General features: G+C 71.3%; 13 protein-coding genes. 7 read left to right on the top strand and 6 right to left on the bottom strand.

Features of this window, described 5'->3' with window-relative positions; genetic code table 11:
• Positions 1 to 94 precede the first annotated feature (94 nt).
• The 6 genes from paaA to ACH3VR_RS15870 all read left to right on the top strand — a co-directional run bounded on the left by paaA (position 95) and on the right by ACH3VR_RS15870 (position 5056).
• Positions 95 to 1042 carry a 1,2-phenylacetyl-CoA epoxidase subunit PaaA gene (gene paaA, locus ACH3VR_RS15895; RefSeq protein WP_397557299.1) on the top strand — a complete coding sequence of 316 codons (948 nt, stop codon included), beginning with the start codon at positions 95 to 97 and terminating at the stop codon, positions 1040 to 1042.
• Positions 1039 to 1344: a 1,2-phenylacetyl-CoA epoxidase subunit PaaB gene (paaB, locus tag ACH3VR_RS15890; RefSeq protein ID WP_345800373.1), complete on the top strand. Its 306-nt coding sequence runs from the start codon at positions 1039 to 1041 to the stop codon at positions 1342 to 1344. The genes paaA and paaB overlap by 4 nt, the downstream gene beginning before the upstream one ends.
• Positions 1345 to 1466: 122 nt before the next feature.
• Positions 1467 to 2270, top strand: coding sequence for a 1,2-phenylacetyl-CoA epoxidase subunit PaaC (paaC, locus tag ACH3VR_RS15885; RefSeq protein WP_397557298.1), 804 nt, complete (start codon positions 1467 to 1469; stop codon positions 2268 to 2270).
• Positions 2264 to 2764: a 1,2-phenylacetyl-CoA epoxidase subunit PaaD gene (gene paaD / locus ACH3VR_RS15880; RefSeq protein ID WP_397557297.1), complete on the top strand. Its 501-nt coding sequence runs from the start codon at positions 2264 to 2266 to the stop codon at positions 2762 to 2764. The genes paaC and paaD overlap by 7 nt, the downstream gene beginning before the upstream one ends.
• Positions 2764 to 3939: a 1,2-phenylacetyl-CoA epoxidase subunit PaaE gene (paaE, locus tag ACH3VR_RS15875; RefSeq protein WP_397557296.1), complete on the top strand. Its 1176-nt coding sequence runs from the start codon at positions 2764 to 2766 to the stop codon at positions 3937 to 3939. The genes paaD and paaE overlap by 1 nt, the downstream gene beginning before the upstream one ends.
• A gap of 346 nt (positions 3940 to 4285) precedes the next feature.
• Complete coding sequence (locus ACH3VR_RS15870; protein ID WP_397557295.1) at positions 4286 to 5056, top strand: enoyl-CoA hydratase/isomerase family protein; 771 nt, start codon at positions 4286 to 4288, stop codon at positions 5054 to 5056.
• On the opposite strand, the gene ACH3VR_RS15865 is transcribed toward ACH3VR_RS15870, so the two are convergent.
• Entirely contained in the window at positions 5043 to 5864 is an 822-nt protein-coding gene (locus ACH3VR_RS15865; protein WP_397557294.1) for an esterase/lipase family protein, read from the bottom strand. The two genes, ACH3VR_RS15870 and ACH3VR_RS15865, sit on opposite strands and share 14 nt — an antisense overlap.
• A 20-nt stretch (positions 5865 to 5884) precedes the next feature.
• On the opposite strand from ACH3VR_RS15865, the gene ACH3VR_RS15860 reads away from it, so the two are divergent.
• Entirely contained in the window at positions 5885 to 6880 is a 996-nt protein-coding gene (locus tag ACH3VR_RS15860; RefSeq protein WP_397557293.1) for an SDR family oxidoreductase, read from the top strand.
• A 168-nt stretch (positions 6881 to 7048) separates the two neighbouring features.
• On the opposite strand, the gene ACH3VR_RS15855 is transcribed toward ACH3VR_RS15860, so the two are convergent.
• The 5 genes from ACH3VR_RS15855 to ACH3VR_RS15835 are packed head-to-tail and all read right to left on the bottom strand — an operon-like array spanning position 7049 to position 14823.
• A complete protein-coding gene (locus tag ACH3VR_RS15855; protein ID WP_397557292.1) occupies positions 7049 to 8278 on the bottom strand; it encodes a four-carbon acid sugar kinase family protein in 1230 nt (409 codons plus the stop codon).
• Entirely contained in the window at positions 8275 to 9522 is a 1248-nt protein-coding gene (locus ACH3VR_RS15850) for a RuBisCO large subunit C-terminal-like domain-containing protein (protein ID WP_397557291.1), read from the bottom strand. Before ACH3VR_RS15850 ends, ACH3VR_RS15855 begins: the two co-directional genes overlap by 4 nt.
• Positions 9522 to 11552 (bottom strand): glycoside hydrolase family 127 protein, encoded by a 2031-nt coding sequence (locus ACH3VR_RS15845; protein WP_397557290.1) that lies wholly within the window; start codon positions 11550 to 11552, stop codon positions 9522 to 9524. The genes ACH3VR_RS15850 and ACH3VR_RS15845 overlap by 1 nt, the downstream gene beginning before the upstream one ends.
• Positions 11549 to 12220, bottom strand: a complete 672-nt coding sequence (locus ACH3VR_RS15840; protein ID WP_397557289.1) for an aspartate/glutamate racemase family protein — start codon at positions 12218 to 12220, stop codon at positions 11549 to 11551. Before ACH3VR_RS15840 ends, ACH3VR_RS15845 begins: the two co-directional genes overlap by 4 nt.
• Positions 12217 to 14823: a family 78 glycoside hydrolase catalytic domain gene (locus ACH3VR_RS15835; protein ID WP_397557288.1), complete on the bottom strand. Its 2607-nt coding sequence runs from the start codon at positions 14821 to 14823 to the stop codon at positions 12217 to 12219. The genes ACH3VR_RS15840 and ACH3VR_RS15835 overlap by 4 nt, the downstream gene beginning before the upstream one ends.
• Positions 14824 to 14842 lie beyond the last annotated feature (19 nt).

The raw sequence follows: 14842 nt of genomic DNA, 5'->3' as shown, positions 1-14842 counted from the left end.
CCGCCCCCCCGGCATCCATCAGCGCCGTTGTAGACTTACTGAACGAACGGTCTGTAATTCCCTCGACGGGCTCACGGAAGGAACGGAGTCGACGATGACGACCGACCAGGAGGCGTTCGACGCCCTCATCGCGGCCGAGCAGCGCATCGAGCCGCGCGACTGGATGCCCGACGCGTACCGCAAGACGCTCATCCGGCAGATCTCGCAGCACGCGCACTCCGAGATCATCGGCATGCAGCCCGAGGGCAACTGGATCACGCGCGCGCCGAGCCTCAAGCGCAAGGCGATCCTCATGGCGAAGGTGCAGGACGAAGCCGGTCACGGCCTTTACCTGTATTCGGCGGCGCAGACGCTCGGCATCACGCGCGACGAGATGACCGAGCAGCTCATCACGGGGCGCGCGAAGTACTCGTCGATCTTCAACTACCCGACCCCGACGTGGGCCGACATGGGCGCGATCGGCTGGCTCGTCGACGGCGCCGCGATCTGCAACCAGGTGCCGCTGTGCCGTGCCTCGTACGGTCCGTACGGCCGCGCGATGGTGCGCATCTGCAAGGAGGAGTCGTTCCACCAGCGGCAGGGCTTCGAGATCCTGCTGACCCTCATGCAGGGCTCGCCGGCCCAGCGGGAGATGGCTCAGGATGCCGTGAACCGCTGGTACTGGCCGTCGCTCATGATGTTCGGTCCGCCCGACGACGAGTCGCCCAACTCGGCGCAGTCGATGGCGTGGAAGATCAAGCGGTTCTCCAACGACGAGCTGCGGCAGCGGTTCGTCGGCATGCTCGTGCCGCAGGCCGAGGTGCTCGGCGTGACGCTGCCCGACCCGGACCTCCGCTGGAACGAGGAGACCGAGCGCTGGGACATGAGCGAGATCGACTGGGACGAGTTCAAGGAGGTGCTCGCGGGGCGCGGCCCGTGCAACGCGGAGCGCCAGCGCAACCGCCGCACGGCGCACGAGGACGGGGCATGGGTGCGCGAGGCCGCGGCGGAGTACGCCCGCAAGCAGGCTCTGCTCCCCGAGCTCGTCGAGGGGGCGGCATGAGCGCGCCCGGCGGCTCCGACCGCGAGACCTGGCCCCTGTTCGAGGTGTTCGTGCGCGCGAACCGCGGGCTCTCGCACGTGCACGCCGGTTCGCTGCACGCTCCGGATGCCGAGATGGCGCTGCGCAACGCGCGCGACCTCTACACGCGTCGGGGCGAGGGCACGTCGGTGTGGGTCGTCCCCGCCGACGCCATCACGACGAGCGATCCCGATGCGAAGGGCGCCTTCTTCGAGTCGCCGGCCGGCAAGAACTACCGTCACGCGCGGTACTACACGGCGTCCGAGGGGGTGCCGCACCTGTGACCCGATCTCCAGGTCAGGAATCGGTCGCTGAGCTTGTCGAAGCGTCGAACCCCAGCGCTGCGCAGGCGCCGGACTCGACCCCTCGACAAGCTCGGGGACCGGGGGTAGACCCGCACGGCGATGTGACGGTCGACGAGGTCTCGCTGTCCGCCGAGCTGTCCGACCTCGGCGCGCGGCCGGCCTCGGCCGAGGTCGCCGAGTACGCCGTGTGGCTCGGCGACGACGCGCTCATCCTCGCCCAGCAGCTGGGCGCCTGGATCTCGCGGGCGCCCGAGCTCGAGGAGGACGTCGCGCTCGCCAACATCGCTCTCGACCTGCTCGGCCACGCGCGGTCGCTGCTCCGCTACGCCGGCTCGTGGGACGACCGCACCGAAGACGACCTCGCCTACTGGCGCGACGAGCCCGCCTTCCGCAGCGTGTGGCTCTTCGAGCAGCCCAACGGCGACTTCGCCCAGACGATCGCGCGCCAGCTCGCGGCATCCGTGTACTGGTTCGAGCTGTACACCCGGCTGCAGGAGTCGAGCGACGCGACTCTCGCCGCGGTCGCCGCGAAGGCGGTCAAGGAGATCGAATACCACCGCGATCACGCCGTGCAGTGGACGCTGCGGCTGGCCGGTGGCACCGACGAGTCGAGGACGCGGATGCTGCGCGCCGTCGCCGACGTCTGGCCCTACGTCGACGAGCTCTTCCGCGACGAGCCGCTGACCGACGGGCTCGCCGAGTCCGGCGTCGCCGTGCGCCCGTCCTCGCTGCGTGACGGCTTCGACGCGGTCATCGGCGCGGTCTTCGCCGAGGCGGAGATCGACGTGCCCACGACCTTCGTGTCGGCGGGCGGCGGGCGGCGGGGGAGCCATGCGGCTCCGCTCGGCTACCTCCTGGCCGAGATGCAGGTGCTCGCGCGACAGCATCCGGGGGCGACATGGTGACTTCTGCCGGCACCGACACGGCCATTCTCGCGCGCGAGGTCGCGGCATCCGTCGTCGATCCCGAGGTCCCCGTCCTGACGATCGCCGATCTCGGCATCCTGCGATCGGTCGAGGTCGACGGCGATCGCGTCACGGTCACGATCACCCCGACCTACTCCGGATGCCCTGCCGTCGACGCGATCCGCGACGACCTCGAGCTCGCGCTCACCTCGGCGGGCTTCGCCGACGTCGACGTGCGCCTCACGCTGTCGCCCGCGTGGACGACCGACTGGATGACCGACGCCGGCAGGTGCAAGCTCGAGGAGTTCGGCATCGCGCCGCCGACCGGCCGCGCCGCCGTGCGCGGCCCGATCCCCGTGCGCCTCAGCGTGCGCTGTCCGCGCTGCGGATCTCTCGACACCCGCGAGATCGCGCGCTTCGGATCGACGTCGTGCAAGGCGCTGTGGGAGTGCCGCGCCTGCCTCGAGCCCTTCGACCACTTCAAGGCGCATTGATGCGCGCCGCTGATCGCGAGGCCGAGCGCCTCGCCGAGAGCTTCCTCGCGAGCGCCGTCGGCGGGCCGCGCGGAAGCAGGCACCGTGCGCGCTTCCACACGCTGCGCGTTGCGGCGGTGCGTCCGCTGACGGATGCCTCGATCGAGGTCACCTTCGATGTGCCGGAGCAGCTGCGCGGAGACTACGACTACCTCGCCGGCCAGCACGTCGCATTGCGCACGACGCTCGACGGGCATGAGGTGCGCCGGTCGTATTCGCTGTGCAGGGCGATGGACACCGCCGCCGGAGACGGGCCGCAGTCGATCAGCGTCGCGATCAAGCGCGACCTCGGCGGAGCCTTCTCCACGTGGGCGCAGACCGAGCTGAAGGTCGGCGACGAGCTCGATGTCATGAGTCCGCAGGGGAGCTTCACCTCGGCCCTCGCCGACCTCGACGGCGCGCATGTCGCGGGCATCGCGGCGGGGTCGGGCATCACGCCGCTCATGGCGCTCGCCGCCAGCGTGCTCGCGCGCTCCGAGACCTCGCGCTTCACGCTCGTCTTCACGAACCGCTCGACGACCGACGTCATGTTCGTCGAGGAGCTGTCCGAGCTCAAGGACCGCTACCCGACGCGGCTCGCCCTGCACCACGTGCTCTCCCGCGAGCAGCGCACGGCGCCGCTGCTGTCGGGCCGCATCGACGAGGAGCGGCTGCGCCGCATCCTCGACGCGCTCGTCTTCCCCGAGACGGTCGACGAGTGGTTCCTGTGCGGACCGTTCGACCTCGTGCAGCTGTGCCGCGACACGCTCGAGGACGTCGGGGTCGAGCCGGCGCACATCCGCTACGAGCTCTTCACGACGGGCGAGCCCACGCCCCAGGCCGGCCGCCCCGTCGTCGTGCCCGAGGGCGCCGAGGTGTGGCGGCTCGAGTTCTCCCTCGACGGCCAGTCCTCGACGGTCGAGAGCCCGGTCGACGCGCACGAGTCGATCCTCAACGCGGCGCTGCGGGTGCGTCCCGACGTGCCGTTCGCGTGCGCCGGCGGCGTGTGCGGCACGTGCCGGGCGCGGCTCATCGAAGGCTCGGTCGCGATGACCGAGAACTACGCGCTCGAGCCCGACGAGCTCGAGCGCGGGTACGTCCTGACGTGCCAGTCCCACCCCCAGACCGACCGCGTCGTGGTCGACTACGACGTGTGATCGGAGGATGTATGGACCTCGAATCCGGCGGTGGTGCATATCCGAAAACCCATTGAACTTCCGGCTCACACAGCACACCGGCCTTCGGGATGGTGCGGGCGCGAGGTGCATCGAGTCCGTTCCAGCGGCTGTGTGAGTGCGAAGTTCAATGGGGTCACGGGGGCTGTGTGAGTGCGAAGTTCAATGGGGTCACGGGGGCTGTGTGAGCGCGAAGTTCAATGGGGTCACGGGGGCTGTGTGAGTGCGAAGTTCAATGGGGTCACGGGGGCTGTGTGAGTGCGAAGTTCAATGGGGTTTTTGAAGGTACATCTACCCCTTCGGGACAGGAACCGAGGAAGGGAAGGCAATGATCGACCTCAAGATCGACGACGGAGTCGCCCACGTCGTGCTGAACAATCCGGCGAAGCTCAACGCCCTCGACGAGGCGGCGATCGACGAACTGGATGCCGCATACGCCGAGGCCGAGTCATCCGGTGTCCGCGCGCTCGTGCTGCGCGGCGAAGGGCGGGCCTTCTGCGCGGGGCGCGACATCTCCGGGGTCGACCCTTGCGACGACGACGTCATGGGATACCTCGGCGGCCTCGTGTCGCCGCTGCTGCAGCGCATGGCGAACTTCCCCGCGCCGACGTTCGCCGCCGCGCACGGCGCGTGCCTCGGCGTCGGGCTCGGCCTCCTCATCGCGACCGACGTCGTCTACGTCGCCGACACGGCCAGGATCGGCTCGCCGTTCGCAGCGCTCGGCGCGACGCTCGACTCCGGCGGGCACGCCCTGTTCTTCGAGCGGCTCGGCGCGCACAAGACGCTCGACCTCATCTACACGGGCCGGCTCATGTCGGGCACCGAGGCCGTGCAGTCGGGCCTGTTCTCACAGGTCTTCCCCGCCGACGAGGTCGTGGCGGCGACGACCGCCGCGGCCGAGCGCGCCGCCCAGGGCGCGACAGGTGCCTTCCGGGCGAGCAAGGACCTCGTGCGGCGACTCCGCGACGAGCGGCTCGGGCTGTGGGAGTCGATGGATGCCGAGAACGCGGCGCAGGCAGCGCTGTGCGACTCCGACGACTACCGCGAGGGGTTCGCCGCGTTCCAGGAGAAGCGTCCGCCGCAGTTCACGGGACGGTAGGCGTCTCGGGGGTGCTTCCGCGCGCGACGTCCGCGTCAGGCGGGACCGGAATATCGTGCGGCTCCGCGACCGGGCCGGCCGCGGCATCCCTCGCCGCCGCGAGCGTGTCGTCCACGATGTCCTCCTGCACCTCGACAGGCCGCCGTGCGACCTCGAGGACGATGTCGATGACCTCGGGCTTGTCGAGCAGACGGAAGTGACCGCCGTCCTGCAGCGTGATGTTCGTCGCGCCCTCGAGGCCCACGATCGTCGGGATGTGCGGGTCGAAGACGCCTGCGATCGTCGTGATGCGTGCGTTGATCTCGAGGTTCGCCTGGAGCATCAGGGTCGTCGGATCCGAGGGTGAGAACGCCCGGAGGGTGCGCGACGTCATGTAGCGGGCGTATTCCGAGCCGGCGAACGGGGAGCAGATCGCGACCATCGAGGTGATCCGGTCGTCGGGGTCGAACTCGCTCATGACGTACTTGCCGATGAGTCCGCCCTTGCTGTGCGCGACGATCACGACGTCGCGCAGGTCATGCTCCTCGATGAACGAGGCGACGACGTGCGCGGTGTCGGGAACGGGGCGGCTGTTCCGGCCCAGCCGATTGATCGCGTAGACGGGATGCCCCGCCTGATGCAGCGCCTCGATGATCGGGCCCAGGAAGCCCCACGGCTCCCACACCCCGGGAATGACGACGATGGGCCGCGCGTCGCCCGATCTGAAGTCCTCGCGCCTGCCCGGACGCAGCGTGCCGCGCACCTGCCAGTAGGCGGCGTAGGCGTAGTCATTGCCCCACCACGACAGGATCCGCCCCAGGCTCGCCACGAGACGGAAGAATACTGCTCATGTCTGCACAACGCGTCCTCTTCCTCGGCGGCACCGGCACGATCAGCGCATCCTGTGTGGCCGACGCCGTCCGCGCCGGCCACGACGTCACCGTCCTCAACCGCGGATCCGGGCGCCGCGAGCTCCCCGACGGTGTGCGCGAGATCGTCGGCGACATCAGGGATGCGGCATCCGTCCGCGAGGCGGTGGGGGATGCCGAGTACGACGTCGTCGCCGAGTTCCTCGCCTTCACCCCCGACCACGTGCAGGCCGACCTCGACCTGTTCGAAGGCCGGACGGGTCAGTACGTCTTCATCAGCTCGGCGTCGGCGTACGACAAGCCGCCGCGCTCGGTGCCCGTCACCGAGTCGACGCCGCTGCGCAACCCGTTCTGGCAGTACTCGCGCGACAAGATCGCGTGCGAAGACCTCCTGGTCGACGCGTACCGCGAGCGCGGCCTGCCCATCACGATCGTGCGGCCGTCGCACACGTACGACCGCGGCCTGCTGCCCACGACGGGCCACTGGACCGACATCGCCCGGATGCGCGCCGGAAAGCCCGTCGTGGTCCACGGCGACGGCACGAGCCTGTGGACCCTCACACACGCCCGCGACTTCGCCGTCGGGTTCACGGGCCTGCTCGGACACCCCGCCGCGATCGGCGAGGCCTTCACCATCACGGGCGACCACGCGCCGAGCTGGAATCAGATCTACGAGTGGCTCGCGGATGCCGCGGGAGTCGCCGACCCCGAGTTCGTGCACATCGCGTCGGAGACGATCGCGGCATTCCTTCCCGATGCCGGTCCGGGGCTGCTCGGCGACAAGGCGCACACGGCGCTGTTCGACAACAGCAAGATCAAGGCGCTCGTGCCCGCGTTCGGAACGACGATCCGCTACGACGAAGGCGCACGCGAGACCATCGCGCACTACGACGCGCGGCCCGACCTGCAGCAGATCGACCCCGACCAGGATGCCGCCTTCGATCGCATGATCGCCCACGCCCGCTCCGCCGGCTGACCCCGGCTCCCTTTGGTCCCCGAGCTTGTCGAGGGGTCGACCCCGCGCTTCCCCGGTCCCCGAGCTTGTCGAGGGGTCGACCCCGTGCTTCCCCGGTCCCCGAGCTTGTCGAGGGGTCGACCCCGTGCTTCCCCGGTCCCCGAGCTTGTCGAGGGGTCGACCCCGTGCCTACGAGGAGCCTGAGACGACCTCGAACAGGTCGACCGGCCCGACCTGCCCGCCCTTCAGCAGCAGCTCGAGACCGTCGATCGCGGGATCGGCCGAACCCGCCCGCAGCAGCACGACGTTGGCGACCGGGTTCGCGACGATCGACAGCGACTCGACGCCCAGCAGACGCGCGACGCGGCTCGAGGTGTCTCCACCGCACACGATCACGCGGCGGGTCGCGCCCGCGCGCACGGCCGTGGAGACGACGGATGCCGCGGCCCGCGCGATCCGCTCGAGCGACACGTCGCCGTCCGCGTCGTCCGACGTGAGTGCGACGCTGCGCCCCGACGCGAGCGCCGCCACGACCCCGGGGGCCTGCCCGTCGTCGAACCGCAGCGGCTCCACCGTCCAGCCGGCGGCGGCTGCGGCATCCACCTGCCGTCTCGTCTGCGGCGAGCGGCTGCCCGATACCGCAAGCACGGGTCCCGAGGCCTCGGTGGGTGTCGGCAGCGACACCGGTGCGCCGAGCCCGGCGGCGAGGCCGCGGCTCAGCCCGCCCGACCCGATCGCGAACACCGGCGCCGGCAGGGCGCGCACGGCCCGGCCGACGAGTTCGACGTGCTCGTCGGTGAGCGCGTCGAGCACGACGGCTGCGGCATCCATCCCCTCGATCCGGCGCGTGAGATCGCCGTCGTACTCGGCCCACGGGATCGAGCCGATCGGCAACGCCGTCTGCGCCGCGAAGTGCGCCGCGAGGTCGGCCTCGCGCATCGGCGTCGACGGATGCCGCGACATCGTCGGCTGCCGATCGAGCCGGTAGACCGTGTCGCCCTCCCGCGCGAAGTGGTGTCCGAAGACGGTGTACCGGCCGAAGTCCGGCTGGGCGAAGAGCATCGGGATCGCACGCTCGCCGAACGATGCCCGCGCGAGCTCGATGACCCTGCCGATCGAGCCCACCGTCGGAGACGAGTCGGCCGTCGAGCACGCCTTGTACTGCACGACGTCGGCGCCGACCTCGCGCAGCGCGGCGAAGACGGGAGCCACCTCCGCCTCGAGCTCGTCCACGCCGAGCGACCGCGCGATGCCGGCCACGCCGACGACATCGACCTCGTCGGCGGCGGCACGCAGGGCGGCCGCCGACGGCAGCTGCGTGAAGAGCCGCCCCGCGAGCCCGAAGCGCGCGAACTGCAGCAGCACGTCGACGCTTCCCGTGAAGTCGTCGCCGTAGAACGCGACGGCGGCTCTCGTCACCGCGGCGGTCCGAACCGTTCGACGGCTCGCCGGAAGTCCGGAGACGCGGAAAGCGCGTCCGTGACGGTCTCCCCGCGCAGCGCGGAGTCCCAGGCCGCGCGCATGCTCGCGACGCCCGCAGCGGAGCCGTCGGGATGACCGTGGATGCCGCCACCGGCCAGCACGAGCAGGTCGGCCGTGCCCACGGAGGCGTAGGTCGCGTGCGCGAGCCCGGCCCACTGGCCCGACGAGAGGACGGGCACCGTCGGCACCAGGTCGAGCAGGGGAGCCCGCACGGCGGCGATCGAGTCGAGCACCTCGGCATCCGATTCGTAGAACTTGTTCGAGATGCCGTTGGTGTGCAGGTGATCGGCACCGGCGAGGCGTGCGAGCTGCTGCCACGCGCGGAAGCCGATGCCGACCTGGGCGGAGCGGCTGATCGCGCCGAAGCCGGCCCGGTGCCCGTGGATCGGCACCTGGGTCCGCCGAGACAGATACTCGAGCCCGGCCAGCCCCACGTTCGGGATCACGACCATGACGCACGTGCCGCCTGCGGCGACCACGAGGTCGTGGTTGGCCTCGAGCCGGTCGATGTCGTCGGTGATGTTGAAGGCGTACATCGGCTTCACGCCGGTGCGGTCGGCATGGCGTTCGAGCACGGGCATGACGGCACGCACGCGCTCCGCGAGAGGTGCCGACGGCCCATTGCCCTGCAGCTCGTCGTCTTTGATGAAGTCGACGCCCGCCTCGGCGAGCTCCGTCACGAGCGAGGCCAGATCGGGCGGCGAGAGCCCGATCGACGGCTTGACGATCGTGCCGATCATCGCGCCCTCCGGACGGCCCATGAGCGCCCGCGTGCCGGCCACGCCGAAGCGTGGGCCGCCGTACCGCGAGCCGAACGGGGCCGGCAGGTCGAGGTCGACGAGCTTGAGCGCCGCGAACTCTTTCAGCTCGAACAGGTTGCCCGCGACCGCGGCGAGGAGGTTCGGCAGCGACGGCCCGAAGTTGTCGAGCGGGAAGCGCAGCGTCAGCCGCGCTCGCCGCATTGGTCCGTCGCCGACCGTGCCGGGCAGGGCGGCGGCCCCGCCGGGCGGCAGCTCCGCGACCGACTCGACCTGCGCCGCGAACCGTGCCCGCAGGTCGTCGGTCTCGCGGGCGACCCGCACGAAGGTCCCGGTCGACTGCTCACCCGCGAGCACCTCGGCGGCGCGCTCGAGCGGCAGCGCCGTCTCGACGACGTACGTCGCCCGGACGGACCCCTCCATCACCACACCAACGGGAGCCACACCGACATCTCGGACGGCCCGCGGTTGCCCCACGCGAAGTACGGGATGAGCCGTGCCGGCGCGGTGCCGAGCGCCGTGTCGTCGAGGTCGGAGTACAGGCCGTCGTCGCCGTTGCGCGGAAGCACGGCGAAGTCGCCCGCGAGCTCGACGATCCGGTGGCCCTCGATGTCGCCCTCGCGAGGCTGCAGCTCGACGCCGCGCCGCAGCGCGACCTGCTCGAGCACGACGCCGTCGGGAAGGTCAGAGCTCTCCAGGCAGTACACGACGGGTCCGCGCTGCACGGCGACCTGGCCGGTGAGCTCCTCCGCGAGCCGGTGTCCACGCAGCACCCGCACGGGCATCGGCAGCGTCAGGACGACGACGTCGCCGACCTCCCACTCCCGCTCGATCGCGGTGTACGTGCCGGGCGCGGATGCCGCGACCAGCGCGCCGTTCACCTCGAGCACGGCTCCCGAAGACCATCCCGGCACGCGCAGGTGCAGCGGCATCCCGCTCCCGATCGCTTCGGTGACGGTGAACGTGATCCGCCCGTCCCACGGGTAGTCGCTGTCTTCGCGCAGAGCGAGCACGCGACCGTCGGGTGCCTCGCAGCGGAGGTCGCTGCCGCCGTACTGGTGCACGAACAGGCCCTCCGGCGAGACGGATGCCACCCGCTCGTGGAATCGCGCGAGCGTGCGGGCGAGGTTCGGCGGGCAGCAGAAGCAGCTGAGGTACGGCTCTCGGAGGCGCTCGTCCGACGCGGGAGGAGCGGGCACGGGGTGCAGGCCCGTGTCGCCGGGGCGGCGCAGCTCGAACGGCAGGTCGCGCACCTGGCGCAGGGCGTTCGTGTAGAAGTAGTCGGTGCCGGCGAGCGAGATGCCCGCGAGCAGCGTGTTGAACGCGATGCGCTCGATGACGTCGGCGTATTCGGCGTCGCCCGTGAGCGACAGCATCCGCTCGCTCCACAGGATCATGCCGATGTTGGCGCACGTCTCGCTGTGGGCCGTCGTGTGCGGCAGCTGGTAGGCGCGGCCGTAGGCCTGGTGCACGCGGCTGATCTGCTCCTGCCATGGCGAGCCGTCGGGCGAGGCCCCGTCGTACAGCGCGCCGCAGCCGCCGGTGAGGTAGAGCTTCGTGTCGACGACGTCGGTCCAGAGGTTCTCGAGCACACCCTGCAGCTCGGTGTCGCCGGTCTCGGCGACGAGGTCGGCGAGGCCCGCGTAGAGGTAGTTCGCCCGCACGGCGTGCCCGGCGACCACCGCCTGCTCGCGCACGGGGAGGCGGTCCTGGTTGTCGTCGCCGCCGTCGAAGTCGTCGCGGACGCGCAGGAACGCCTCGGCGAGCCGCAGGTACTGCTCGTCGTCCGTCGCGCGGTAGAGCTCGACGACCGCCATGTAGTGCGAGGGACAGATGGCGCTGCGGGCGAGTTCGAGCGGCTTGTTCGTCGCGAGGTCTTCCAGGAAGGATGCCGCGCCCCGGGCGACGTCGAGGAGGGTCGCCGAGCCCGTCACCTCGTAGTGCCGCACCCCGGCGGTGATGAGGTGGCCGAGGTTGTAGGTCTCGAAGTTGAAGCGGTCGGCGAGCGCGACCAAAGCCGGTCCCTGAGCCTGTCGAAGGGCGCGCGCCGAGATGATCGTCGGCGTGTGGACGTAGCCGTCCGCGCGCTGCACCGACGCGATGAGCTGGGCGACCTCCTCGATCGTCTCGGCGAGCCATGGCTCGGGGTCGGTCTCGAGCTGCGCGATCGCGGCCTCGAGCCACTTGTAGAAGTCGCCGTCCATGAACGGCGGTCCCTCATGGTCGCCCTCTTCGAGCCCCGCCGCGACGCGGAAGTTCTTCAGGCCCGCGCTCACGGACGGGTCGCTGAGCGAGCGCCACATCGCCGGAACGGTCGTCGCACGCGTGCGCTGATGGATGCCTCCCCAGAACCCGCGCGCCCACCGCGCGTTCGACGCCCCGAGCGGCGTGAGGCGCTGGGCCGGGTACGGTCCCCGAGCCTGTCGAGGGGTCGACGCGTCCACAGTCGTCATCGCTCCACCTCAGCGCCGCGCACGACCTCGCGCAGCCGCTCGATGCCCGGCCCGATGCTCGTGAGGACGGGCACGTCGACGGCTGCGGCATCGGCGGCCGAGGCCATCGACGCCTGTGCGAGCACGACGACGTCGGCGTCGGCAGCACGGCGCTCGACGGCGGCCGCGACGAGCTCGTCGTGGCGGGCCCGGTCGCCCGACGAGACGGCTGCGAACGCGCCCTCGACGATCTCCGTCACGATCGAGGGTGAGCGCCCCGCGAGTGCCGCACGCTCGCGGAGGAGCGCGACCGTCGGCGCGAGCGTCGTCGGCAGCGTGGCGATGACGGCGAGGCGGTCGCCTGCGGCGACGGCGTCATCGGCCATCGCCTCGTCGATGCGCAGCACCGGGATGCCCGCCTCGGCCGTGAGCGATTCCGCGAGCGGCGAGATCGACGAGCAGGTGAGCATCACGACGTCGGCCCCTCCCGCGCGTGCGGCGTGGACGAGGTCGGCGATGCGCCCCGGCACGGATGCAGCTCGCCCGGGGTCGCCCAGGTCTGCGACGATGCGGTCGTCGAGGTAGTTGACGAAGGTCGCGTCGGGAAGTGCCGCCCGTGCGCGCTCCGAGACGGGGCCGATGTTGACGGCTCCCGTGTGCAGGAATGCGATACGCGTCGCCTCGCTCATGCGATCTCCTTCACCCGTGCGGGCACCGTGCGCTCGTGCGTGCCGTGCCCGAGCATCTCGGGCTCTTCGCCCTCGAGGTCGAGGACGCCCTCGGCGCCGACCGGCACGACGACGCGCACCCGCAGGCCCTCCTCATCGAGCTGCCACGCTATCTCGGCCTCTCCGTAAGGGGTGACGTGGCGGGCGCTCGCCGAGGTGAGCCCGCCGCCGGGTCGCGGCGCGAAGCGGATGCGGCGGTAGCCGGGTGCGTCGGGTGCGAGACCCGCGACCACCCGGTGCAGCCAGTCGGCGACGGCGCCGAGCGCGTAGTGATTGAACGACGTCATCGACCCGGAGTTCACGGTGCCGTCGGGCAGCATCGAGTCCCAGCGCTCCCAGATCGTCGTCGCCCCCATCTGCACCTGGTACAGCCACGACGGGCACTCCTGCTCCAGGAGGAGGTCGTACGCCGTGTCGAGACGACCGTGGGCGCTCAGCGCGTCGGCGAGCACCGGTGTGCCGACGAATCCCGTCGCGATGCGGTTGCCCGCGTCGCGCACGAGTTCGGCGAGGCGCTCGGCCGCGGCATCCCTCAGTCCCTCGGGGAGGAGGTCGAAGCGCAGCGCGAGCGCATACGCGGTCTGCGCGTCGGAGGTCATTCGCCCGTGTTCGTCGACGTAGCGTGCGACGAAGGCGGCACGCACCTCGTCGGCGAGCGTGCCGTACCGCGCGGCCGACTCGGCGTCGCCGAGCGCGTCCGCCATGCCGGCGACGAGGCTCGCCGAGAGGGCGAAGTAGGCCGTCGCGACGAGGTGACGGTCGGTGCGCGCGTCGGCGGGATCGTGCGGCGGCGCCGCCGGGTCGAGCCAGTCGCCGAGCTGGAACCCGGTGTCCCACAGGCGTGAGGGTCCGGAGATCTCCGCCTGCAGATCGACCCACTTGCGTGCGCTCTCGTACTGCGCGCGCAGCACTCCGAGGTCGCCGAATCGCTCGTAGAGCGTCCACGGCACGACGGTCGCGGCGTCGCCCCACGCGGCGCCGGGGCGCTGCGGCGTCCACATCGTGTCGGCCGGGATGACCGGCACGAACCAGGGCACGGTGCCGTCGGGCAGCTGCTCGGCCTCGAGGTCGCGCAGCCATCCGGAGAGCATGCCGGAGCAGTCGTAGAGGAACGACGCCGTCGGAGCGAAGACCTGGATGTCGCCGGTCCAGCCCAGGCGCTCGTCGCGCTGCGGGCAGTCGGTGGGCACGTCGACGAAGTTGCCGCGCATGCCCCACACGACGTTGTCGTGGAGCTTGTTCAGGAGCGGATCCGACGACTCGAACCAGCCCGTGCGGGCGAGGTCGGTGTGGATGACGCGGGCGACGAGCGCGCCGTCCGCGACGGCGGCGTCCAGATCGCCGACCCAGCCGTCGACCTCGACGTAGCGGAAGCCGTGGAACGTGAACCGGGGCTCCCACTCCTCGCCGTCCCGGCGGCCCGCGAAGGTGTAGCGGTCGGTCGACTTCGCCTCGCGGAGCGGCCTCGTGTAGAGCTCGCCGTCCTGCAGCACTTCTGCGGTGCGCAGCGTCACGGTCGTCCCGGCCGGTGCCGAGCCCCGCAGGCGGACGAACCCGACGAGGTTCTGACCGAAATCGAGGATGCGGCGGCCCGACGGCGTCGTGAGCACCGCGACGGGATGCACCTCCTGCGTCACCCGCACGGGGGGCCCGGTCGGTGCGACGAGGGTCGCGGGGTCGCGTCGGCGCAGCTGGACTCGGCTCCACTCGCCGTCGTCGAATCCTGCATGCGACCATCCGGCGAGCTCTTCGCGGGCGTCGTAGTCCTCGCCGTCGTAGATGCCCGACGCGACGATGGGGCTCCGTGCGGCCTTCCACGTCGTGTCGGTCGCGACGACCTCGCGCGTGCCGTCGTCATACGTGAGCTCGAGCTGGCCGAGGAACGAGAGGTCGTCGCCCGAGAGGTTGCGGAAGCCGCCGCGCCAGCCGAGGCGGCCACGGTACCAGCCGTCGCCGAGCCACGCGCCGATCGCGTTGGCGCCCGGCTCGACGAGCTCCGTCACGTCGTACGTGTAGTAGCGGAGGCGCTCGCGGTAGACGGTCCAGCCGGGGGAGAGCAGGTCGTCGCCGACGCGCCTGCCGTTGAGCTCGACCTGGTACACGCCGTGCGCCGTCGCGTACAGCCGCGCGCGCACGATCCCTGGCCGGGCCGAGAACTCGGAGCGCAGCAGCGCGGGGCGCCGACGATCGGAGTGCGGATTCTCGTTCCAGATCGCCCCGATCGGTCCTGCCGTCCAGTCCGCCGCAGCGAGCAGACCGGCCTCGATGCTCGTCCAGTCGCTCGCCGGTGACCACGCGCCGTCGGCGCCGCGTGCGGCGATCCTCACTTCGGCCCGCTCGCGCGAGGCGAGCGGCGCGGAGGGCCAGGGCACGAGGACCTGATCGGCGGTGTTCCTTTCGAACGACTCGACGACACCCTCACGGCTGATCTCGACGCGGTACCCCGCCTGACGCCAGCCCGCCGGCGCGCTCGTCACGGCCCACGACAGGCGCGGGGTCGACTCGCCGATCCCGAGGGCCTCGCGGTGATGCTCGACGCGGGGGGCGGATACCGTGACCGTCATTGGACACTCCAGGTTCGAA

This window comes from Microbacterium alkaliflavum, assembly GCF_044325405.1.
Lineage (GTDB): Bacteria > Actinomycetota > Actinomycetes > Actinomycetales > Microbacteriaceae > Microbacterium > Microbacterium alkaliflavum.
The sequence above is the reverse complement of the archived record's forward strand: the minus strand, read 5'-3'. Positions and strand labels throughout refer to the sequence as shown.

Coding starts and splice junctions, on each gene's coding strand:
- paaB (WP_345800373.1), top strand. CDS start 1,039: ATGAGCGCGCCCGGCGGCTCCGACCGCGAGACCTGGCCCCTGTTCGAG.
- ACH3VR_RS15845 (WP_397557290.1), bottom strand. CDS start 11,552: ATGACGACTGTGGACGCGTCGACCCCTCGACAGGCTCGGGGACCGTAC.
- ACH3VR_RS15835 (WP_397557288.1), bottom strand. CDS start 14,823: ATGACGGTCACGGTATCCGCCCCCCGCGTCGAGCATCACCGCGAGGCC.
- ACH3VR_RS15850 (WP_397557291.1), bottom strand. CDS start 9,522: ATGGAGGGGTCCGTCCGGGCGACGTACGTCGTCGAGACGGCGCTGCCG.
- paaE (WP_397557296.1), top strand. CDS start 2,764: ATGCGCGCCGCTGATCGCGAGGCCGAGCGCCTCGCCGAGAGCTTCCTC.
- paaA (WP_397557299.1), top strand. CDS start 95: ATGACGACCGACCAGGAGGCGTTCGACGCCCTCATCGCGGCCGAGCAG.
- ACH3VR_RS15870 (WP_397557295.1), top strand. CDS start 4,286: ATGATCGACCTCAAGATCGACGACGGAGTCGCCCACGTCGTGCTGAAC.
- paaD (WP_397557297.1), top strand. CDS start 2,264: ATGGTGACTTCTGCCGGCACCGACACGGCCATTCTCGCGCGCGAGGTC.
- ACH3VR_RS15860 (WP_397557293.1), top strand. CDS start 5,885: ATGTCTGCACAACGCGTCCTCTTCCTCGGCGGCACCGGCACGATCAGC.
- ACH3VR_RS15840 (WP_397557289.1), bottom strand. CDS start 12,220: ATGAGCGAGGCGACGCGTATCGCATTCCTGCACACGGGAGCCGTCAAC.